Genomic DNA, 21920 nt, shown 5'->3' with positions numbered 1-21920 from the left:
TAAATCGGAAACGGCAGCAGCTACAGAAATGCGCGGTTGCTCTGGAAGCCGGGCTGGCTTCCCAACGCCATGATTGGCTCCGAGGAGCGCTCCTGCCAGATCAGCGACTCTATACCGATATGAAACGGATGATCCTGCACGGTCAGCGCGGATACGGCCTCGCTGCCGGAATGGTGCGCATGCATCGCCCACCCCGGTGCAGAAAGAAGTAAGTCGCCAGCCTTCCAGTCGTAACGCTGGCCGTCGACCATGCTGTGACCATTGCCGCGCAGGTAATAATTAATCGCCGACGAGCTATGCCGGTGCGCAAAATGGCTATTGTTGGGCGGCGACGACGAGATGGTCGCAAAGAAGCTATGAGTCGTACCGTTGCGCCGCTCGGTTGCCGGGTTGTACAGCACGAACAGGCGCCGACCGTTATAGCCCCTCGCCAGATCTTCGACGCTCGGTAGATATTCGGCTACCTTCGCGTAAGGCCAGTGCAGCGGTTTCGACTCCACAACATCGATATCAATGAGCCATTCGTAGCCCAGCAGATGTGCGCCGTCTTCGCCGATCTGCTCGCGCAGCGCCAGATCACGGGCGCGAGCGGCGCCGGGACGTGGCGCGGCCGGCGTCGTTTTTTTATCGGACGGCGGAATGTCGCCGTCAAACTCCTCAACGAAGTGCACTTCAAGCATCTCCAGCACCGGTGCATTCGAATACGACAGACGCACCCAAGGTTGCTGACCGGTATTCCGATACGAATGGATTTGCATCGCCGGCGTGTTCCAGACGTCCCACCTGGAGACCGCGATCTCGCGGTTGCCTACCGCAGCTACGCCTTCGCCCGACAAACAAATCTCCAGCATGTTTGAATTCTTGCGCCGGTTGAATGTCGTCTCCCCCGGATTCACCACGTTAATCGTGACATCAGTTGATGGCGCAAAACCTTGGCCGATTCGCGTTGCCGCTGGATGAACAATCATCGACGCGCGGCGACCATTGTCCGGCCGTTGCAGATCGATCAATCGCTCGATTTCCCGGTCGATAGATTTCTTCGGAACGACGATCGAACGCCATTTGCTTTGTTCGCGCGGCCCGGAGCCGCTCACGTCGACGAATTGATGAATGAGGTCTGTCATGATCTCTTGCGTTCTTCGGTTAGGAACTGGCGGGCGCCGTGTTGCCGACAGCCGTTGATCTTCAGGAATGCGCAAACTCCGAGTCAAAGGCCGCTGAATCATTCATTCTTCGCGGCAGCGACCTGCTGACCCGGAACCATCGCCGCGGCATCGACACCTACGCCATTGGCCCGTGTGGCCTCGCCAGAGAGCAGGTCAAGCTTCAATGCATGCAATTGGAACCATGACCCGCAACCAACTTCGCCACATGCATGCAGACAGGTCTTCGTTGCTCACTAAATTGTTCAACGTCATCCAATATTGCATGCATTTGTCACGCATAACAAGGTCAATCACGCATAGGAAAACCCTAATGCATGCATTACACTATGATTTTTGCGACAGGGGGCTAAATGGCCACTCAGATCGACCGGGTTGTCGCGCAGCTTCGCGACATGATCCTTTCCGGCGAGCTATCACCGGGTGAGCGAATCGTTGAACTCCAATTCACGGAGCGCCTCGGAGCATCACGCACGCCAATACGACTCGCATTGGTCGAACTGGAGAGAGAGGGCATTCTCGAACGACTGCCATCGCGAGGGTTTAAGGTGCGACGCTTTTCGATAACCGATATCGCTGACGCGCTCGAGGTGCGCGGAGCTCTGGAAGCACTGGCGATCAGGCTCCTGTTGCAGAAAGGCATGACAGCGTCGTTTATTAGTCAACTTGAAGGCACAATAGATGCGGGGCGCCGATTGGTCGTGCCTGCCGCTCTCAACCCGTCCGCTGAAATCGACGCAGCAGCGTGGGCGGAAGTTAACGGCCGCTTCCACGCGGCACTGTTCGAAGGCGCAGCGAATCGGGCCTTAACGCAAGCCATCGAGCGCAATAACCGGGCGCCGTTTGTCGGCCCTAATTCGGTGATTCTGCCCGCAGTTCCAACGAGCATTCAAACCTCGCGAGTAGTGCGCGCCCAGGAGGACCATGAGGATATATTTGCCGCCATTGTCCGGCAGGAGCATTCCCGAGCGGAAGCGCTGATCCTCGAGCATGCCTATCGCAGCAAGAAGAATAAGATACGACTCATCGAGGAAATTCAAGGATACAAAACGCGGACCACGGAGTACGTCCCTTTGTCGACGCAAGAACAGGCTACATGAACCCTGCAGGCTTGGATCTACCAGAGCATGACACGTTTAAATTGTGCGATTTACAAAGATTGTTTCGTTTTCTGGGAAACGCTTTTGCTGGCTTGTTGGGGGTAGCAGCCCCTACTCCCAACAAGCGCCGGTGAAGGTCGACGAGGGTCCTGTCAATTCGCGATTCGCCGTGCCGGATCCGCTCATTTAGTTGGTCGTAAGCGCTTGCCACCTGTTCCGCTAGAGGCGTCGGTGCAATTCCGTCACGCGATCCATCGGTGCTCCGGAACCGGGTGAGCCATGCGGGGGATGCCGGTTGTCGCCGAACCACCGTTCCTCTAGTTGCTGTTCGATCGAGTCCTCAACCGGAGAATAGTGAGCGCAGAACTCGTTCAGATCAGTAAGTTGCGAGCGCTCGACCTTGCCATTGAGGTGCGGTAAGCGTGGCGGGATTGGTCAGAATTAAATGCACTCGGCCGCCAGTCTTCGCTGGACCGACTCGGCAAAGAATTCGCCACGTCGATCCGCCTGGATACGCTAGATCGGCAACGGCATCGCCTGGATAACGCAATCAAGAAAAGCAGGGTATTACGGGGATTTCCGTGAGGGTAGATGCCCAGCATGCGGTCATATTGAAACTGAACCGTCCGGTTCTCCAATACACCCGATCGATATTGCGCTACAAAAATGTGCCACTCACGCAGCATCGAATTGAAGTTGCCGCACTTGTTCGCGTTACTCATGCGGCCATGCGCAGGTTTCGCGATCCGTCCGTCGCGCAATTCGCAGCCCCTGTCGAAGATCCAAGAGGTCCGCGGGCAAGGAACAGAAAATACTTGCTGCACGGAGGAGGCGCCCTTCCTCTCGATCGAGAAACTAAATATCGTCTGGCTCGTGCACCTTTCAAGGTGGGCTAGCGTCGGACGCCGAACCAGTCCTGTCCGACGATGACCTTAAGTTATAGTCCGCCCCCCACGTCGATCATCGAGCCCGTGACATAAGAAGCGCCGAGGGCCAATAGATAGGCAACAGCGTCGGCGGCCTCGTCTGGCGTCCCCATACGACGCATAGGGACTTTCGACAGCAGAGCCTCGAGGCGGTCCTCGCCGTGCCCTGCGTGTATCTCAGTGTCGATCACGCCGCAGCGCACGACGTTAACGCGGATACCCTTGCTCGCAACTTCAGTTTCGAGCCCAAGCGACATCGTCTCAAGCGCGCCTGTTGATGCGGCATAGTGTACCCAAACGTTCGAACTACCTATACGCGCTGCAATACAGGATATATTGACGATCGCCCCACTCGCCCTTGAAGCGCGGTCGACATCCGGCGCACAGCCTCGCGACAACAGAGAAAGGGCCCAATCAAGTTAGTCGCCATGGTCACTTCGAGTTGCTCGCGAGAAACATCCGCCACGCGCGCGGGGCCACCGTTCGTCGCGGCATTGTTGACAAGCCCTGCGAGTCGCCCGAACGTGCGATCGACTACTTCGAACGCGCGGAGTACCTCTGCTTCGATAGAAACATCAGCGCAAATGGCAAGCGCACGTCTGCCTGTTTGCTCCACTTCCTGCACGACCGAGGCTGCGTCCGTCCGTCGATTGCGGTAAACGATTGCCACCGGGGCACCAGTCTGACCACGCCCTTCTCGTTCATCTGCCGCCTCCTGTCAGTATTGCTTTAAGCTTTGGATGGTTATGAAAGCCCCGAGCGCTTTCTATGCCATACTAACTTCGACAACTATCGTCACGGAAATGGAATGCTGGCCGTTGAGCGAAGGGAATCCATCTCCTTGAGCGTCCCGGAAAGTGCTACTCGGTTTGCCGGTTATAGCGCAAGTGTTCGACCGAGAGCGCGTCGGCACGGCTGAATTTGCGCCGACGCAGCGCGTGGGACACGGCCTGACGTTCCTGCTGCGCCCGGATCATCCAGGCGGTTTTCTATCGGGGTTGGCTGGCGGGCAATATCACTGTGTCTGGGCCGACGAAGGGCCTTTGATTGTATATGTCACCTTCCTCTTGACGATCAATTGCTGCGTTCGAGTTAGCCGGACAGAATCATGTTTCGCAGCGCAAACATTATGCGATTTACTGCGATGCCCTGCACTGGCCTCAAAAAAATAAATAGTAATGTATTCGGACAGGTACACCGTAAGTGATTCCCCCAATCACCTAACGCGTGCTTTGGACAGAGAATGGCGGCTGCATCATTAGAGATCGAATTTATGCTATGAATGCTCCCCTATCTGCGCGCGGTCGCGAGTGCAAGTACTGGCGATTGCGACTCGAAATAACGCATCCATCCGGCCAATCGGACCATCATGACACCAGCAACCGTAGGTGGTTGCTGTCGTGTCCGTCAACGCTTTCCGAAACTTCCGGGCCATACGCCCCCTCTTCGGAAAAACCGCCCACGCACTGTAGGCTGCCTGCCCATCCTGCTATGTCAACACAGTTGACTACGTAGCCTCCGCTCCAGCCGCTAGAGGCTACCGCCGCACCGAACGCAAACCGTCGATTCCGTGCACCGTGAGGCTGCCGCTTCACAGGAGATGACATGAACCAGGAAACTGCGCGCGCTTCAGACTGGGCTGAAGGTTTGCCCCCGCCACGCAATATCGACGTCAATGGCGTGCAGACCCGATATTACGATCAGGGCACGGGACCCGAGACGATTGTGCTCATCTATGGCGGCAATTTCGGCAGTGCGGACTCGGCGTCCAGCGCATTCGTCTGGAGCCGAAACATCCTGGAACTGGCGAAGCATCATCGCGTAATCGCATTCGATAAACTTGGTCAAGGCCACACTGCGCCCCCCATACGGAACGCGGACTACACGATGGCAGCCGTTGTCGCGCACGCGATCGCATTGATAGAGAGGCTCGATCTATCCCCGTTCCACGTCGTAGGCCACTCACGGGGCGGCTTCGCGGCTGCCCGTATCGCACTGGAAATTTCTCAGCGCGTGCGTTCGCTGACCATTTGCAGCAGTGGCACGTTGTGTCCCGGCGTGGGACTCAACGAAGTCGTACTTGCAATGCCTCCCTTCCCGAAGGGCTCGCGTGACGCGGCGCGCTGGGTATACCAAACCTACTGCGCGCGACCGGACCATGTGACCGAGGAATGGGTCGACGCAATCATGGAAGTATTGGCATTGCCACAGTACCAGGTCGGCGTTAAAAAATTTTCTGACGAACTGCTCGGCAACAGCCTCTTCGCGCCGCAACTGAGCCGCATGAAACGCGAAACCTTGCAATGGATCGCCGATGGCCGGCTGCAACGGCCCACTCAGATCGTCTGGGGTGCCAACGACAAGACCGTGCAGATCGAACGCGGGCTGGCGCTATTCGAGATGATCCGGGCACACGAGCGTCGCACAACCTTCAGCATCATCAACGACGCTGGCCATTTCACCTTTCGCGAGCATCCCCAGCGCTTCAACGCTCTGCTGCATCGCTTCATCGAGAGTTGCCGGAGCCCACAATGACTACTGCGCAGGTGCTACCACGATCGATCGCTTCGCTGTTCATTCAGGCGAACCTGCCCGGCGTCTCACCCTACTGCGCAGGCGCGCATGTGTGGGGCGACGTGCTGCGCCGCTTCCGCTCCGAGCGTCCGTCGCTTACCGTCGATCTTCCTGGATGCGGAACTGGTCGTCGGATCGGCGACACATTGACTATGACCGACTTGGCAGCCGCTGTAATCGATCATCTCGACGAGCAGTCGCTCGGCAGCGTACATCTGGTCACGCATGATCTCGCTGGTTTGGTCGGCTTATTACTAGCAATAGATCAACCAGAGCGCGTCGCCAGCCTCACCATCGTGTCGAGTGCTTGGGCTGCGCCAAGCGGTGATGGGGTCGACAATCTGACCCTGCTTCATCCCCCCGAGCCGCGCTGGTCAAGCGACTCGCAGCGCTGGGCCTTTGAACGGTTATCCTATAGCCCGCTTGCCATCGGCAATACACTGGTCGCGGCCGCGCTGCAGACGAGCGCCGGGGCCGCGCATCAGTCAGCCCTGCGTTGGGCACGTTCAGGAGGGGCGCGGAAGTTCCTCGCTAGCGTGGCCGAGGCTAAGGCACGCTTCTATCAATGCGCGCGCGGAGCAGGCTTGAGTGTACCGATCCAGGTGATTGCCACCACGGACGATGCGCTCGTGTCGGCCGACCACCTGCTTGCGCTATTCAATATTGCCCGCGCCGGACAGGCGCGCTCACACTTTCATATCATGAATCGATGTGGCAGCCTGCCATTCAGGGATGATCCAGAGACCTTCTTCCGACTAGTCACCTCGTTTCAAGACGGTCTGGAGCAGGAAACTACGGGTCGAAAGCACGACGGTGACGACAGGCAGCGATGAATGCTTTGACGACCTCGGCACGCACCCGCCTGACAGCCACTTCGTCGAGCACGCCGATCGGCTCGTCAACCAGAAAAAATACGAACCACGAATAAGTGCGCGATCCCAGGCGATGCTGCATCCCGCTGAAATCCGGTACCGATAGAAGCCTTCGTACCCGCTCAAATTCACAAGCTCTAGCACATCGTGTATGCGCTAATCATCGTATGCGGCATGCTTGCCCGTCTCGGCGCCCAGCCCAAAGCGCTGGTTCTCCCGTACCGCGTGCCATGGTAGAAGTCGCGGTTGCTGAAAAAGATAGGTGAAGTTCGGCTGGCGCTTCGTTACCGGTACATCGTCAACCGTCACGCGTGCCAAGGTGGCGAGAAATGCAGTTTAAAGTCACCGATTTGCCAGAGCTGAAGTAAGCGACTGGCGACCCCGCCTTGACGAGGGGAGGGCTACGCGGCAGACGTGAGAGGTTGTCATTTTTGAGGCAGCAATGCTGCAATGTCGCTTACGCCGTGTGTCGGCAAGCGTGTCAGGATGTCTTTCAGACACACGTGGCGTTCGTGCCCATTCAGTCGCGCAGAGCGGATGAGACTCATGATTGCAGCCGCACGTTCGCCCGCATGCAGCGACCCAGGCAAGCGCCCATTACTCCGTTATGGAAATCCCCCTGACCGCTCTGGCGGCCTGTTTGCAGACGCCATCGCCGGTGCGCAGGCCAGCGCCAGTCCCTCCCCGTGTCCTCGCGGCGGCCTTATGTCGCATGCGGCATAGGCTTGAACTTGCAAAGCGAACCACATCGATCCCTACTACTGTCTCGGCTGGCCGTCCGCGAAATTACCCAGCGAGGCATTGAAAGGAAGGACAGCTCGGTGCACCATCGCCGTGTCGCACAACGGACGCCCAGCTGGCTTGCAGGCTGCGCGGGCCTTTTCGAGCGAGACATCCGTACCGCCGCGCTTTCTTCGGCTCCCTGCGTCATATGCGTCGCGCACTACTGCGGTTGCGTCAGCCACCCTAAACGGTATTCGCGAGGAGGTATGCCGAATGCACATTTGAAGGCTCGGCTGAAATTCGCCGAATCGTTGAATCCCCAACGGAAACAGATCTCGGTGATGCTTGGAGCATCGCGTTCGCTTCGGACGAGGTCGTTAGCGCATCGCGCAAGACGCATACGAAGAACCTCACTCATAACCGTTGTCCCGGATTTGGCAAAGAGCCGGTGTAGATTGCGAACGGACATCCCCAATCCCCGCGCGATCTTCTCCGGTGAAAGGTTAGGATCGCACAACTGAGCTTCAAGGTAGTCTTTAACGGATGAACGAAGCTCGGTGCCGTTGGGCCGTTTTTGAATCGGCGCACTCAATGCGGGCTCGGCGATTCGAACGCTTCCCAGAAGGAGAATCAAGCTGCGCTCGACGGCATCGATTTCGTTGGTGTTACAAACTTGCTTGTCACTCAAGATCGTACTGATGTAGGCACCAATCAATCCGGCCAGCGGTCCACTGATCACGGTGCCTATCGGGAGCCGCACACGTGTATCGGCTTCGATCAGCCGCAGGGGGATATGGAGCGGGATCTGAAAGGATCCCCCCTGAAAGAGCAGACGGCATGGTCGTCCAGATTGTAGGAGAGTGAGTTCTCCTGGCCCGAGACTGATGTCGTGGCTACCTTGTTCGATCCGGCAGTGGCCGACCATTTGAAGAACGAGGTAGACCAAGCCCGGATCAAGATGCGCCACGTCGCGCCGCGTTCGGTTCAGTTCTGGAAAATTGTGCTTCACTCGAGCACAGGTCAAGCCACCGAATCTGTGCAAATCGATCTCTGCGTCGACGGTACCTGTACCGTACGACGTTGTGAAAGGGCCGCAGATGGATGAGATCGCCTCCGACCACGCCTCCGCTCGGTCAGACGGAGGCACACACCTTGTGGAGAATTGCGTCAGCATTCTTGAGCCGAATCCTTTTTGATCGAAGCACTGAGCACCCCTAGTCATCGTCCGTCTGCGAATAGGGAAGACACAAGATGACGGATCCAAGAAACGAGTGGGGAATTCTACCGGTGCACGACGGAACTTGGTCAACTGTTCCATTTTGTTAGCTACCACTATTATGGAAGCGGTACCCACCGGAACAATTAGGGTTATTGCGGATGAAGATCGGAGGCAGCGGATCGTGTGAAACATTCATCCAGCATGTTCCGAAACGCGGCCAGATCTGTCGAGTATGCGAAGAAGCACCCTAGTCCTCACCATGCGAAAGTCCCGTACCGTTTGAATCAACCCAGGTTGCGCTCAGCTTTGCGCTTGCAGACAAAAAAATTCTTCTCGCCCCGGTGGCCTTTATCGGCTGACGTTCCTTCCAGTCACATGCCGGACCGAAATAGGCACTTGGTGACAAGTTTTTGGCACTCGAGAAAAAGACACGTGCTCCGGTCGGAGTATATCCTGCCCTTCATCAAGGAGCCGTATAGCTTAATTCGTATAAAGAAGCGTCACGCAGATGGCATTTAGGAGATAGTCGATGATTGAAGACATTAAAGACATCGAGCGCCAAGCGATGCAGAAAGTTTTTCGGCACCTTCCAATTCAGATGGGAATTCTCCTTTTCTTGAATTTTCTCGATCGGGTTAATATCGGATTCGCTGCGCCGCACATGATGAAAGACTTGGGCCTGACCGCCTCGGTCTTTGGATTTGCGAGCGGAATCTTCTTCGCCGGATATTTTCTCTTCGAAGTTCCCAGCAATCTCATGTTGCAGAAAATCGGCGCCCGAGTCTGGATCGGGCGCATCGTATTGAGTTGGGGAGTGGTTTCGACTGCCACCGCATTTATTGTCGGGCCGTCGAGTTTCATTGGCATGCGTTTGCTGCTTGGTATAGCTGAGAGCGGATTTTCTGCGGGGATGTTTATCTATATGACCTATTGGTTCCCTCGACGCTATCGCGGCCGGATCATGGCTCAATTCGTCATCGCGATGCCGATCGCCTTTGTCATTGGGGGGCCGGTGTCCGACTTCATCTTAAAGCTGGACGGGACGTTGGGTATCTCTGGCTGGCGTTGGCTGTTCTTGCTGGAGGGCATTCCTTCAATTATTTCCGGTCTCCTCGCGATGTGTTTCCTGTGCGATTCGCCGCGTACGGCATCTTGGCTGCGTCCGGTCGAACGCGAATGGTTGCTTACGACGTTGGAGCGCGAAGATGCCGTTTACCGCGATCCGGCACATCATTCGATCTTCTATGCCTTCAAGAGCGGGCGAGTGCTCCTCTTGTGCCTGATCCTCTTCGCCTTCACGGCTAGTGCCTACGCCATATCTTTCTTTGCTCCTCAGGTCGTGAAGACGATCGCCTATAAAGGGCTGCCGCCGGGCCTACTATCCGGCGCAATCTTCTTGCCGGCGGTGGTTGGAGTCATCCTTTGGGGCGTATGGGCTGACCGAGAGGTCACCCCATACCGGTCCTCAGTTACTGCACTGTCGCTTATTGTCGCAGGGTTGATCGCGGTGTCTTACCTAAAGACCTCTGCGTGGTCACTGCTTGCCCTGAGCGTTGCAACCATTGGACAAATGTCCTTCTATGTGTCTTTCTGGAAGCTGCCCCCACTTGTCCTCACAGGAACGGCAACTGCCGTCGGCTTTGCAATCATTACTTCCGTCGGCAATCTCGGCGGGTTTGCGGGACCCTATCTGTTCGGGCTCGTCGTCGATTCGACGGGAGACTTTAAAGCCGCGCTCTTCACGATGGCCATGTGTTCAGTCCTATCGATCGTTCTTCTTATCGTCATGCGGGCGTCCTCAGTCAAACCCCAGACACATCAGCGGCCTTTCAGTTGCTGAAGCAGCCGAATAGCGCCTACCGACTTTTCGCCAGCAAAGGAGACAACAGTGCATCGTCTTATCGTTCTTCACCCTCTACCGGATGACCCAAGTGCCTTCCGCCGGTATTACCAGGAGGTCCACATGCCGATCGCGGCGCTTACGCCCGGTATGCTGGCCTGCCGTTATCAGTTTGACGTGAAGGGTTTTGGTTCCGGGCCATCCAATCTGGTCTGCGTCTATGAGGCAGATTTTCCTGACGAAGATGCTATGAAGAAGGCGTTCACTACGCGAGAGGGTTTGGCCGTTCTTCAGGACGTTGCAAATCTCCCCACAAGGCTGCACCCGCAGGTGTTTCATTTCAAGGTGGAGAACTACCGGCCTGATGGCTCATTGGCAATCGGATGCGAAAGTCGCAAGGGAGGTGCATGATGCGTGTCGGCTTCATTGGTATAGGGTCGATGGGACAATCCATCGCCCAAAATGTTGCAACAGCGGGACACGAGCTCACTGTCTACGACATCGACGCAAACCGTGCCACGGCTTTTGCGCGCAGGCAAGGATGCCGTTCCACGATCAATCTCGCGGACATAGCTTCGAACGAATTTGTCGTCACTATGTTGCCGACGGGGCCGATCGTCCGTCAAGTTCTGCTAGAAGCACAGGATGGCGCATTCCAGAAGGCGTTGTCTCCCGGAACCATCGCCATCGACATGACGTCTTCGGAACCGTTTGGAACGCGTGAGCTCGGTGCCATTCTTGCTAGAAGCGGCGTGGCGCTCCTGGATGCGCCTGTTTCAAAGCGGGTGGTGGCGTTCAGCGGCTCCGCACCGGGCAATTCGAATGCCACGACGGGACGCGCACTTGTCATCATGCTAGGGGGCGATGATTCGGGGGCGCTCGCGCGGGCCCGGCCCCTCGTGGAGGACATGGGAGACACGGTCTGCGAGACGGGTCCGCTTGGGTCGGGTCATATGACGAAGGCGCTGAACAACTTTGTAGCGGCGGCCGCCTACGCGTCGGCATGCGAGGCCATGATTATTGGGAAGCATTTCGGCCTCGACGCTGCGAAGACCGTCGGCATCTTCAATCAATCGACAGGACAGAGCTTCGCGGCTGAGATCATGTTGAAAAACAAGGTCGCAGTTGACGACTACCAAACTGGCTTTGCACTCGCTTTGATGGCCAAAGATGTGCGGATTGCCGAGAGACTCGCAGAGTCTCGGGGACTGAATGCGCCAATGGTACAGCTCGTCGACAGCCTCTGGGACTCTGCCCTTCAGCGGCTCGGCGGAACGGTCGATCTGACAGCAGCACTCGACAGCTGGGAGCAGGATTTGAAGCCGGTGAGCGAGCCGCACAGAGAACAATTCTTAGGCGAGTCCGCTGGAGTGCGTCCATGGCCCGTTTGATTGGTAAGCGCGCCCTAGTGACGGGAGGAGCGACTGGGATCGGCCGAGAGATAGTGCGACTCTTTATTCAAGAAGGAGCATGCGTTGCCATTGCGGACTTACATGAGCCGTCGGTGCAGGCTATGGAGAAAACGCATTCAGGAGCTGTCCGCGCGTTTCGGTGCGACGTCAGCCGCGAGAGTGACGCTGCCGCCACGCTCGCCGCTGCCACCAGTTGGCTTGGTGGTTTGGACATCCTTGTGAACAATGCAGGCGTCCAGGTCGCAGGATGCGTCACTGAGATGGATGTGGCCGAGTGGGACAGAGTGATGGCGGTCAACGCCCGGGGTTGTTTCTTGATGTCGAAATACGCGGTCCCGCATCTTCAGCAGGCCAAAGGCGGCTCGATCATCAACACCTCGTCAGTTGCCGGACAGCGCGGCGGCCCTGGCGCGTCGGCCTATAGCGCATCCAAGGGCGCAATCATCGCGTTCAGTATCGCGTTAGCGCTTGAACTCGCCCCGGACGCCATACGCGTCAACGCCGTCTGTCCGGGATGGGTCGACACGCCGTTTAACGATCCGATTGCAAGCTTCATGGGTGGATCAACTGTCCAGCGTGCTGTGATCGCAGCGACCGTTCCACTCGGACGTCAAGGCACACCTGAGGATATTGCACCGTTTTACGTGTTTCTGGCCTCGGAGGAGGCTAGCTATGTGACCGCCAAGGCCTTTGGTGTTGATGGCGGTCTCTATAGCTAGTTGTGAATCTTCGCAATACAGCGTCAGCGCGATCCGCTGGTTGAGCGAGTAATTGCTCGCCTTGGCCGCATCAGACTTCGACGACAGAGTTTCGACCTTCGCCCTGATCCGCGGCTCATAGCTTTGGAGCAACGGTTTGGCTTGTTCTTGCCGAACTCGTGACCGTTCGGCCGCAGGCTTGCCACGAATTTGAGCTTCGATGTTGAAGAGCTCGCCAATGCAATCGAGCGCCTTTTGAATCGTATCGGACAGCGTGCGTACATGAATGTCGTAGAACTTCGTCCTCGGGTGAGCGTGACATGCCCTCCCGAATGTTGTCGTCGTTGAACAGCTAGTCGAGCCCGCGTAAGCATCGGCTTGCAGAATTCCCGCGAAGACGACGAGATGGATCTGCGGATGGATGCTCTGCCGATTCGGTGAGCATGCAAACCATGCGGAAGCCGGCGCTCTCGATTTCGATCGGTGATCGTCCCGTACATAGCCCCACAGTCAGCCCGTTCGGGCTTTCTTGTTGTCCGGCGCGAGCACCGGACCGGCATGTCGTTCGCGTGAAGCTTGGCCGCCGCCATCGTGTAGCGTAGTAGACGCTTCGTTCAGCGGCTCACATAGCACCTCGCATTGACCAACCCACACGTAGCCGACTTTCGATGCAATGCGCGGCACGATGATCCAAACATCGCCGCGTCTCGCCTAATGCGAAATATGGAGAACTGTTGATAAGCAAATTTCCGAGCCTCGCTCGGCAGCATCGCAGCTTCGCCGAAGCCGCACATGATAGTCGTGTGGCCGTCATCGGTTAGGATCGCTTGGCCATTGCATTCAGCAACGCCCGGTAGTTTGGCCTTCGATACCGAGCGGCAACTGCGCGGTCCATGCGTCAGGCACCTGCATATTAACCGCTGCAAGCAGGATCGCGGTGCTTGCATAGTTACCCATTAATCCCAACAGATCAATCAGCTTGCGTGTGCCGAAGCACATGTGCAGTTTTCTAAATAGCTCAGAGTCCACCCTATGCGTACGCAAGACCTGCCTTGCAAGCTCGATCACAAGACTCGCTTCCTCATCGAGTAACGCAGGGCTGCCTCGATTCCCGATCGCATCGATGATCTCCTGGCTCACACCAACTTTCAGCGCTTCCGGCTCGTGGGCGGCCCATTCGAATGCGCTGTCCATTTCCCGCGCCGTGGCGAGTATGGCGATCTCGCGAACTCTCGGTGTGAAACCTGCTTCGAAGCGCAGATATTTGTTCAGCGCGGCCTGCAGTGGGGCGGTCGCCGGACTGTGCAATGCTAAGCCAGCCGGCCCCCTCAGCCCAGCAAGCGTGCCTCTGCCTGTCGCCCGATCATATTCGACCTGGCAGGCTTCATCGAGTTCGCCCCGTACAGGAAGGGGCAGACGGCAACGCGAATCAGGATGCACGTCTTTCGGCATCGACAATTTTCGGGGTCCGCGCATATTTTCCTGATTGAACATCCGGGATAGTCCGCTACACGCTCAGATGCGTGCTCAACACCGCCTCGTCATGCGCCAGCGTCTCGCTGTCGCCGCGGAAACAGACATGCCCCTTCGAAAGTACGTAGTGAACGTCGCCGAGGTCGAGCGCAACCGAAAGATTCTGCTCTATGAGTAACACACCCATTCCCTGTGCCCTTACCTCTTTCACGACCTCAACGATCTCGTGCACGATGAGTGGTGCAAGACCCTCGGACGGTTCGTCCATCAGCAGATAGGTCGGGTTGAGCATGAGGGCACGGCTGATCGACAGCAGTTGCTGCTCGCCGCCAGACAATTGGAAGCCCATGTTGCCCTTGCGCTCTGCAAGCCTCGGAAATACCTTGTAGATACGGTCAAGCTGCCAGCCCGATCCATTTCCCGAGTGTGCACCGCGCGCCGCCACGAGAAGATTCTCCTCCACCGACAGGCTTGGAAAGATCCCCCGCTCCTGAGGCACCAACCCAACACCGCGACGCGAAATCCGATGCGGTGCCATGCCGGAGATATCCTGGCCCATTAAGCTGACGCGTCCTTTTCTTGGCGTCAGGAAGCCCATGACGGTAAGCAAGGTCGTTGTCTTCCCTGCGCCATTGCGCCCCAGAAGTGAGGTCACCTTGCCGGGCTCAATCTGCAGCGATACGCCGTGCAGCACATGGCTGTCACCATAATAGGCATGTACATCATCGATCGCGAGCATCAGTGCTTGCCTCCCAGGTACACCTCGCGCACGCGCTCGCTCTGTTGGACCTCTTGCTTCGTGCCGGTCAACAGAATTGCACCGTAGTACAACACCGTAATCCGCTGTGCCAGCGAAAACACTACCTTCATGTCATGCTCGATCATCAGCAAGGTAATCGAACCCGGCAGCTCTTCGATCAACTCGATCATGCGCTCGGTTTCGGCTGGCGACATGCCAGAAGTCGGTTCGTCGAGAAGTAGCAACTCCGGCTCCGCCGCCAATGCAATCGCAATCTCCAGTTGGCGCTGCTCGCCATACGAAAGCGCCGATACCGAGCGTTTATGCCCCTCGGTCAGATGGACCTGCTCGAGCAACTCGTCGGCGCGGCGATGCTGTTCATGGCGCGAGGCGGCGCTGCGCAGCGGTTGGTACCATCCGCCGCATTTGGCCTGCACGGCCAACCGCACGTTCTCGCGCACGCTCAGCGAACGGAACAGATTGTTCTTTTGAAAGGTGCGGCCGATGCCCCATTGGCAGATCTTATCCGGGCGCGCGCCGGTGATGTCTCGCCCCTTGAATTTGATCGCACCGGAAGTGGGACGCAATTGCCCCGTGATCTGATGCACCAAGCTCGACTTACCCGCACCATTGGGACCGATGATGACGTGCCGCTCGCCTGCCGGAACCGATAGGCAGGCGTCCTTGGTTACCACCAGTTCGCCAAATGCTTTCGAGACGTGTTCTATCTGAAGTAGCGTCATCCTTGTTTCCCCGAAAGCCGTTCGATCGTCCGCGCCGCGAAACCCCAAAGCCCTTCGCGCATGAACATAACAGTGGCGATGAACACCACGCCGATCCAGAACATCCAGTAAGCGGTATGCGAGCTGACCAGATTTTTCAGGATAAGAAAGATGCCCGCTCCGATCGCGGGGCCGAGGATGGTCTGTACCCCGCCCAATACGGCCATCACGATCACGTCGCCTGACAAGGACCAATGCAGAATGTCGCTTGACACGTAGGTATTGAAAAATGCATACAAGCCACCTGCGAACCCCGCGATCATCCCTGCGATGGTGAATGACACCAGCTTGAACCAGCGCACCGGGTAACCGATCGCGCGCATCCGGCTTTCGTTGTCGCGAATGCCGACGAAGATCGAGCCGAGCGGCGAGCGTACCAGCTTCATCAGCAGCAGCACAACCATGCCGAAAGACACCAAGATCAGGTAGTACAAGCTATTGCCGCTGTCTAGACTCAGACCAAAGAGTGTCGGGCGCTCAAACCCGGACAAGCCATCCGAGCCCCCCGTTACGGTGCGCCACTGCAACGAGATTGAATAGAACAGTTGCGAGAACGCCATCGTCAGCATCAGGAACGGAATGCCACTCACCCGTACGCAGAACAGCCCAACCAATGCCGCAGCTGCACCGGACACCGCCACCGCGATGGGCAAACCAATCCATCCCGACCAGCCGAACTGCACACCGAGAATCGCGACCGTGTAGGCCGCAATGCCAAAGAATGCGGCGTGGCCGAATGACATCATGCCGGTATAACCAATCAGCAGACCGAGGCTCATAGCAAAAATGCCGTAAATAAGCACTTCAGAAACCACGCCGGTAAAATAGCTTCCCGTCCACGGCACGACGGCGATTAGTAGCACCGCAACGACGCAGTAACAGGCTTCGCGAGTGTATTTCATGTCATCCCTTCAACGCACCGAAGAGGCCACGCGGCCGCACGATCAGCACCACAATCATCAATAGATAGATTGAGAACAACGAAAATTGCGGGAAATAAGCGTTCCCGAAAGTCTGCACGAGCGCGACGAAGATGCTGGCGATGAGCGCACCCTTAAGGTTGCCCATCCCACCGATCACTACAACAATGAACGCCGGCACGAGGATTTCAATGTCGAGCCCCAGATAGGCGCCCATTACCGGACTCGCAATGATGCCGCCAAAAGCAGCCAGTGCGGCGCCTAGCGCAAACGCGCCACCGAACAGCAGGCGCACGTTAATGCCGATACCTGAAGCCGTCTCTGCATCATCGACGCTGGCGCGGATCATTGCGCCGATGCGACTGCGCTCTAGGAACAGCCACAGCGCGATCGCGATCACAAACCCAACGACGACAATGAAGAGTCGATAGCTCGGAACGCTCGTGCCGCCCAAATGTACCGCATGACGCAGCAACTCCGGCGGTGCAACGCTTCGGATCTCTGGTCCCCATACGAACTTGGCCAGATCGCCGAACACGAACACGAACCCGAACGTCAGCAGCATCTGGTCGAGGTGACCTCGTCCGTACATCGGCCGCAAAAAAAATCGCTCGAGTAGCACAGCAAGTACCACTGCGGGTAACCAGGCGACACTCAAGGCGAGCCAGAAGTTTCCCGTCGTACGCTCAACCATGAAGGCCGTGAAGGCGCCCAGCATGAAAAACGACCCGTGCGCAAGGTTGACCACATTCATCAACCCGAAAATCAGCGATAGCCCGGCAGACATCAAAAACAGCAAAAACGCGAAAGCGAGACTGTTGATTAGCTGCGAAACGAAAAATTCCATGCTTCCTCACCCAGTGACAGTGCATTGCTCACACTCCTTCGAGCGAGCTCTCGCTAGGAGAAGTCCGGCTTGGTTTCCGGCTCAACTGCGTTCGGTATCGTCTGGATCGCCTGGTTCGTGAATCGTCCGTCAATTTCGACGACCTTCCGGATGTACACGTTCTGGATTGGACTTTGCGTCACTGGGTTGAAGCGAAATGGCCCGCGCGGCAGCTCGAGCTTGAGTTGCAACATCGCGGTGCGCAGCTTGTCTTTATCCTGCGTGTTACCGTCACAGGCTTCGATCGCGCGATGCATCACTTGCGCTGCGACGTAACCGTACTCACAGTAGACGCTGGGAAATTTCTTGTACTTGGAAAAATAGTCGGCGACAAACTTCTTGTTTGCCGCGTTATCGAGAGTATCGGCATAATGCAGCGAGCTGATCGCACCGAGCGCCGATGCATCCTGCGCCGGCAGCGTATCGCTCTCGACCATGAAACCCGAAGCCGTCATTTCGCAGGTCTTCTTCAAACCATACTCGTCGTATTGCTTGACGAAGCGCACCGCATCGGTACCCGCATAGAAGCTAAATGTCGCTCGCGGCGCAATGCTCTTGATATCGGCTAGATAGGCGCTGAAATCGTTATTGCCAAGCGGTGGATAGATTTCCTTGATGACCTTGCCACCTCGCATCTTTACGAATCCGCTCTTGAACTCCAAGATGGTGTTACGGCCACCCGAGAAATCGGATGCGGTGCAAACCACTTCCTTTATGCCACTGTCGTATAGCCACGTCCCCATGCCTTGGTGCAAAGGAATCGTTGAAACCGAACTACGGAAAAAGTACGGCACATGGATATACGACAGATCACTGACGCCCGCCCCGCTGAGCACAGTGAAAGTCTTGCTCTGGCGAATGTATGGTACCAGCGCCATGGCCACGTTACTAGCCTGGATGCCTGTGATGATGTCGCACTTATCGCTTTCAACCAGCTTTTTTATCTTTTCGAGACCCACTTGCGGGCTCACTTCGTCATCTTCGCGAATCACCTGGATTTGCCGGCCGGCGATCTTCCCGCCGATCTGCTCGAAGTAGAGATTCATGCCGCGCAGATTTCCTTCGCCAAGCGCCGCGAACACCTTGGAAAACGAATTGAGCACGCCGATTTTCAATGGTGCTTTACTCTGCGCCAGCACGGCGGGAGATATGCCCGAAAGCGCCGCGCCCATGCCGATCGCGCCCGATGTCATGAGAAATTTTCGACGCGACCCCTGTGCGCTGTCGTGCGGATTGTTTTTGTCCATGTCGTCTCCTAGTTTTCGTAAGTTCTCTGACCTATCCACCTCAACCAGTAACATCTGGCCGCTAGACCTAATCGATTGACCTAGCTTGCGTGGGCAGGCCGTCAAGCCGTGCCTTTCGACTGCGCATTTGACGAACGCATTGCGCCCGCGATTGTAAGCGTCGAAGGCTCGGATTTTGTACCGCTGAACAACATCCCGAATGTGTCGTTCTGGACTTGAAATTCCATCAGCTTCCTGTGGGTCGCAAAGTCACCCTTGCCGTCATGAAACGGAGTGAACAGCAGTGGATAAGAAGCGGTCAGAAGATCGAGCCGGGCGCCTAGATCGCATTTAGACATTATCTTCTTTGCGAAATAGAATAACGCTCGAGTGTTTCAGCGGCCGCACATCGCGCCCGCGCCTGGCATCGATTCATAAACCGAGCGCCCGCCGGTAGTATTTATAGAATGCGCGGATCAGCACCTCGGTCACCATGTGGTCTTGCCTTTCCGTTTCGCGCCCCCCCATTTCGACCACCGCATTGTGATGTCCGTAGTGATGGACGCCGAGTTGCGACTCCGATAGCACTTCGCCGTCCTCCATCGCGACAAAACCCGCAGGTCCGTAGAGATTCGCGTGACGCACCCGCAGGCGCGTCATTGCCTCGTCGTCGTCTTCATAACCGAAGAAGGTCCACGCCAGCTCGAATGACCCGGTCCCTTTCGGTATCACGTGGCGCATCCCGAATGTGTTCGCCTGCTGATGAATCACCACGCTCGGGAAATGCGTAATCGCGATGACCTTGCCATCGTCGAACTCGGGACGTGGCGTCACGGTATCGGCATCGTGCAGCTCTAGCGCCTCCTTGAAGCGCGCGATTTCGGCTGCGGCGTCCGTCTTTTTCTTGCCGACGTTGCGCGACACCATCACACTGTGACCCTCGTCACACGGGATCGATTCGGACTGGGTGTCGGCTCGCCACAAACCGAATGTGATGAGGAACGAATGAAGAAGCGTTGCGTGGTAAGGATCCTTGAGGTTCTCGAAATACAGCTTCCAGTTGCTCGGGATCAGCTGCCGGCTATAGCCGAGCAGCCTGAGCTTCTTTCCGGGAAATTGACGACGCATACATGCCAGGACTTCCTCGCCGCAATACTCATCAAACGGAATGGGACTTCCGGAAAAGCTCGCCCATATTGAGCCACCTTCAACATGCACCGAAAGCGGCCGCAAACCATGCTGGGTGTTGTCGAAGTCAGCCGGCATGCCGCCCTTTTTCAGCACACCGCGCTTGAGTGGGACCCCCTGCAGGCTGCCATCCAATGCGTAATTCCACTGGTGATACGGGCAGGTAAATGAGTCCTCCCGTCCCTTGTTCTTCCAGCACACGCGTGCTCCTCGATGGGCGCAGCGGTTCTCCCAGACGTGAATTGCATCGTCATTTCCACGGACAACGACCACTTGCCGTTCGCCGATCCAGCTTCGTTTGTAGGAACCGCGCTCCATCACCTCGCATTCCAGCGCGACATAATTCCATGTCGGTCCATAGAAGAACGTGTCGAGTTCTCGCTGATAAAGCGCTTCGTCGGTATAAACCCAGTACGGAATACGGCTCCAGCCCTCGTCGGGCCAATGGCGAGCGGCGGCTCGTGCCGTCACCTCCTCTGCCATTGCTTGTTCCATGTACGTCTCCTCGTAAACTCTATACGGGTAAGATCAGCGAACGTCTGATATGGTGATTGTCGTAGACGGCGAGACGCTGCCTGAATCGCAGGCCGTTTCCCACGCGCACCAGCACATCGAGGTATTGGCCCACGAGAAACATGGTAGGCTCGCTGTCGGACATCGCTTCTGTCACAAGAAAGTTCGAGCGCACGTGAACATTGCCTTGGTCGATGGCAGTGACGCGGATACCACTGAGGAAGTGGCGCCATATGCGCGCGACGTATACCTGTGTTTCACGCAACGCGATCACACGATCCCTTACCATGTTGATGCCTTCGCAGTAGATAGCCGCCTGCGGCAGTCCTTCCGCATAGTTCTCACGCGAGACGACTTGATAGATGCAGTCGTCGATGAAGTAACCGGGAAATCGCTCCACCTCGTCCTGATCGAGCGAGTCCGCCACTTCCTCGAAGAGGAATCTGATTTCCTGCTCCAACGAGACGAGTTTGCTGTCGCGCGGAACAGGTGCGACCAGAGGAGTAATGCGCTGTTTCATATGCATCACTCCGCTATCGCCGACAGATTGGTCTGCACTCCATAGTCGGTTCCGAGTTTCACGATCGGCGCCTTCAGCGTCTCTTGCCACAATAGCGACTCGTTCGCGATGTGCAGTGGATGATCCTGAATGGTCAGGGCCATGAATCCTTGTTCGCGCGACGCATGGTTGTGGACCGACCAGCCAGGTGCGGAAAAATGTAGATCCCCTTCGGACCACTGGATCTTCTCGCCATTCACGACGCTCTTTCCATGCCCCCACATAATGTAGTTGATCGCGGCGGAGGTGTGGCGATGCGGCTGGTCCACCTTGCCGGGCGGCAGCTTCGCAATCGTCGCGAAAAAGCTCGGCGAAGTGCCGATGCGGCGTTCCGTTGCGGGGTTGTAAAGCACATACAGATGCCGCCCGGTGTACTTGAGATCCATTCCGTACACTTTCTGCAAATGGGGCGAGACCTCTTTCCACGGCCAATGCAACGCCTTCGAGTGGATGGTGTCGATGTCGACGAGCCATTCATACCCGAGCATCTGCGCACCGTCGGCACCAATCTCGATAGGCGTCGACGCGTCCCGCGCACGGCGCTGGCCCGCACTCTTCTCATGCGCCTCGTCCCTATGCGGAAGACTAGCTGCATTCTCGTTCACGTAATGCACTTCAAGGCGTTCGAGCAGCGGCGCGTTGCTATACGAAAGGCGGACCAGAAGATCACTGCCATTGTTAGTGATGACCTGCGCCTGCATGGATGGTGTATTCCATACATCGAATTTCTCGACTTCAAAGCACTTCTTGCCGGTCGTTACCACACCCGATCCGCGAATGCACATGTCAACGCGGCTCGAGTTGCGCATAATCGGCTCGCTCGTCTCACCCGGCTTGAGAACGACGATATGCACATCGATCCCCGGCGCATATGCGGGCGTCGGCCCCGTATTCATCGGGTGATTGACAGCCGACGCACGTACCCCATTGGCGGGGCGCGCGATGCTCGCGAGTCGCTCCACTTCCGCATCGATCGCAGACTTCGGCAGCACCACCGTCGGCCATACAGTCTGCTCGCGCGGTGGTGCGCCACTCACATCAACCAGGGTGATTTCGCCTTGCATATGTGTCTCCTTTTCTATTGTGCGGGGTAAGCAGTCGCCGGTC

Annotated in this window: 19 protein-coding genes and 3 pseudogenes; 7 read left to right on the top strand and 15 right to left on the bottom strand. The window is 57.0% G+C overall.

The window, feature by feature from the left end; genetic code table 11:
• Positions 1–20: 20 nt before the first annotated feature.
• A complete protein-coding gene (locus BFE01S_RS07030) occupies positions 21–1124 on the bottom strand; it encodes a cupin domain-containing protein (RefSeq protein ID WP_028224870.1) in 1104 nt (367 codons plus the stop codon).
• A 392-nt stretch (positions 1125–1516) separates the two neighbouring features.
• Between BFE01S_RS07030 and BFE01S_RS07025 the strand changes: the two genes are divergently transcribed.
• The gene (locus BFE01S_RS07025) at positions 1517–2263 is read left to right on the top strand and encodes a GntR family transcriptional regulator (RefSeq protein WP_028224869.1); all 747 of its coding nucleotides are present in this window, start codon (positions 1517–1519) and stop codon (positions 2261–2263) included.
• A gap of 937 nt (positions 2264–3200) precedes the next feature.
• Here BFE01S_RS07025 and BFE01S_RS46225 read toward each other — a convergent pair.
• Complete coding sequence (locus BFE01S_RS46225; protein ID WP_169742602.1) at positions 3201–3587, bottom strand: SDR family oxidoreductase; 387 nt, start codon at positions 3585–3587, stop codon at positions 3201–3203.
• Positions 3500–3862, bottom strand: a pseudogene (locus BFE01S_RS46500) (SDR family NAD(P)-dependent oxidoreductase); the annotation flags it as partial. The gene BFE01S_RS46225 and the pseudogene BFE01S_RS46500, both read right to left, overlap by 88 nt.
• 932 nt (positions 3863–4794) lie before the next feature.
• Here BFE01S_RS46500 and BFE01S_RS07005 point away from each other — a divergent pair.
• Together BFE01S_RS07005 and BFE01S_RS07000 are read left to right on the top strand one after the other, a co-directional pair.
• Positions 4795–5724: an alpha/beta fold hydrolase gene (locus tag BFE01S_RS07005; RefSeq protein ID WP_028224867.1), complete on the top strand. Its 930-nt coding sequence runs from the start codon at positions 4795–4797 to the stop codon at positions 5722–5724.
• Complete coding sequence (locus BFE01S_RS07000) at positions 5721–6596, top strand: alpha/beta fold hydrolase (RefSeq protein WP_028224866.1); 876 nt, start codon at positions 5721–5723, stop codon at positions 6594–6596. The genes BFE01S_RS07005 and BFE01S_RS07000 overlap by 4 nt, the downstream gene beginning before the upstream one ends.
• Positions 6597–7060: 464 nt before the next feature.
• On the opposite strand, the pseudogene BFE01S_RS42790 reads toward BFE01S_RS07000, so the two are convergent.
• Both BFE01S_RS42790 and feaR read right to left on the bottom strand, forming a co-directional pair.
• Positions 7061–7240: pseudogene (locus tag BFE01S_RS42790) on the bottom strand (transposase domain-containing protein); the annotation flags it as partial.
• 338 nt (positions 7241–7578) lie between these two features.
• Positions 7579–8532: a transcriptional regulator FeaR gene (feaR, locus tag BFE01S_RS42785; RefSeq protein ID WP_169742601.1), complete on the bottom strand. Its 954-nt coding sequence runs from the start codon at positions 8530–8532 to the stop codon at positions 7579–7581.
• Between the two features lie 574 nt (positions 8533–9106).
• On the opposite strand from feaR, the gene BFE01S_RS06995 reads away from it, so the two are divergent.
• Genes BFE01S_RS06995 through BFE01S_RS06980 form a run of 4 tightly spaced genes read left to right on the top strand, consistent with a single transcriptional unit; the run spans position 9107 to position 12548 of the window.
• Positions 9107–10417, top strand: a complete 1311-nt coding sequence (locus BFE01S_RS06995) for an MFS transporter (protein WP_028224865.1) — start codon at positions 9107–9109, stop codon at positions 10415–10417.
• A 48-nt stretch (positions 10418–10465) separates the two neighbouring features.
• Positions 10466–10828 (top strand): EthD family reductase, encoded by a 363-nt coding sequence (locus BFE01S_RS37715; protein WP_042337301.1) that lies wholly within the window; start codon positions 10466–10468, stop codon positions 10826–10828.
• Positions 10801–11808, top strand: coding sequence for an NAD(P)-dependent oxidoreductase (locus tag BFE01S_RS37710; RefSeq protein WP_310684759.1), 1008 nt, complete (start codon positions 10801–10803; stop codon positions 11806–11808). The genes BFE01S_RS37715 and BFE01S_RS37710 overlap by 28 nt, the downstream gene beginning before the upstream one ends.
• On the top strand, positions 11796–12548 hold the full coding sequence (locus BFE01S_RS06980; RefSeq protein WP_039334699.1) for an SDR family NAD(P)-dependent oxidoreductase: 753 nt from the start codon (positions 11796–11798) through the stop codon (positions 12546–12548). Before BFE01S_RS37710 ends, BFE01S_RS06980 begins: the two co-directional genes overlap by 13 nt.
• A 45-nt stretch (positions 12549–12593) precedes the next feature.
• Here BFE01S_RS06980 and BFE01S_RS44060 read toward each other — a convergent pair.
• The 10 genes and pseudogenes from BFE01S_RS44060 to BFE01S_RS06930 all read right to left on the bottom strand — a co-directional run.
• Positions 12594–13037 (bottom strand): annotated as a pseudogene (locus BFE01S_RS44060) (IS66 family transposase); the annotation flags it as partial.
• A 330-nt stretch (positions 13038–13367) separates the two neighbouring features.
• On the bottom strand, positions 13368–14021 hold the full coding sequence (locus BFE01S_RS41795) for a carboxymuconolactone decarboxylase family protein (RefSeq protein WP_080763838.1): 654 nt from the start codon (positions 14019–14021) through the stop codon (positions 13368–13370).
• A 13-nt stretch (positions 14022–14034) separates the two neighbouring features.
• On the bottom strand, positions 14035–14739 hold the full coding sequence (locus tag BFE01S_RS06970; protein WP_028224862.1) for an ABC transporter ATP-binding protein: 705 nt from the start codon (positions 14737–14739) through the stop codon (positions 14035–14037).
• The gene (locus tag BFE01S_RS06965) at positions 14739–15482 is read right to left on the bottom strand and encodes an ABC transporter ATP-binding protein (RefSeq protein WP_028224861.1); all 744 of its coding nucleotides are present in this window, start codon (positions 15480–15482) and stop codon (positions 14739–14741) included. Before BFE01S_RS06965 ends, BFE01S_RS06970 begins: the two co-directional genes overlap by 1 nt.
• The gene (locus tag BFE01S_RS37700; protein ID WP_042337299.1) at positions 15479–16423 is read right to left on the bottom strand and encodes a branched-chain amino acid ABC transporter permease; all 945 of its coding nucleotides are present in this window, start codon (positions 16421–16423) and stop codon (positions 15479–15481) included. The genes BFE01S_RS06965 and BFE01S_RS37700 overlap by 4 nt, the downstream gene beginning before the upstream one ends.
• Position 16424: 1 nt before the next feature.
• Positions 16425–17288, bottom strand: a complete 864-nt coding sequence (locus tag BFE01S_RS06955; RefSeq protein WP_028224860.1) for a branched-chain amino acid ABC transporter permease — start codon at positions 17286–17288, stop codon at positions 16425–16427.
• Between the two features lie 53 nt (positions 17289–17341).
• Complete coding sequence (locus BFE01S_RS06950) at positions 17342–18574, bottom strand: ABC transporter substrate-binding protein (protein WP_028224859.1); 1233 nt, start codon at positions 18572–18574, stop codon at positions 17342–17344.
• Positions 18575–18985: 411 nt separating this feature from the next.
• A complete protein-coding gene (locus tag BFE01S_RS06940; protein ID WP_039334682.1) occupies positions 18986–20236 on the bottom strand; it encodes an aromatic ring-hydroxylating dioxygenase subunit alpha in 1251 nt (416 codons plus the stop codon).
• A gap of 19 nt (positions 20237–20255) precedes the next feature.
• On the bottom strand, positions 20256–20774 hold the full coding sequence (locus BFE01S_RS06935) for an aromatic-ring-hydroxylating dioxygenase subunit beta (protein ID WP_042337351.1): 519 nt from the start codon (positions 20772–20774) through the stop codon (positions 20256–20258).
• 5 nt (positions 20775–20779) lie between these two features.
• On the bottom strand, positions 20780–21877 hold the full coding sequence (locus BFE01S_RS06930; protein ID WP_028224855.1) for a cupin domain-containing protein: 1098 nt from the start codon (positions 21875–21877) through the stop codon (positions 20780–20782).
• Positions 21878–21920 lie beyond the last annotated feature (43 nt).

Source organism: Paraburkholderia ferrariae NBRC 106233 (assembly GCF_000685035.1).
In the GTDB taxonomy this organism is placed as follows: Bacteria; Pseudomonadota; Gammaproteobacteria; order Burkholderiales; family Burkholderiaceae; genus Paraburkholderia; species Paraburkholderia ferrariae.
Note: the sequence above shows the minus strand (reverse complement) of the source record. Positions and strands in the feature narration are given on the sequence as shown.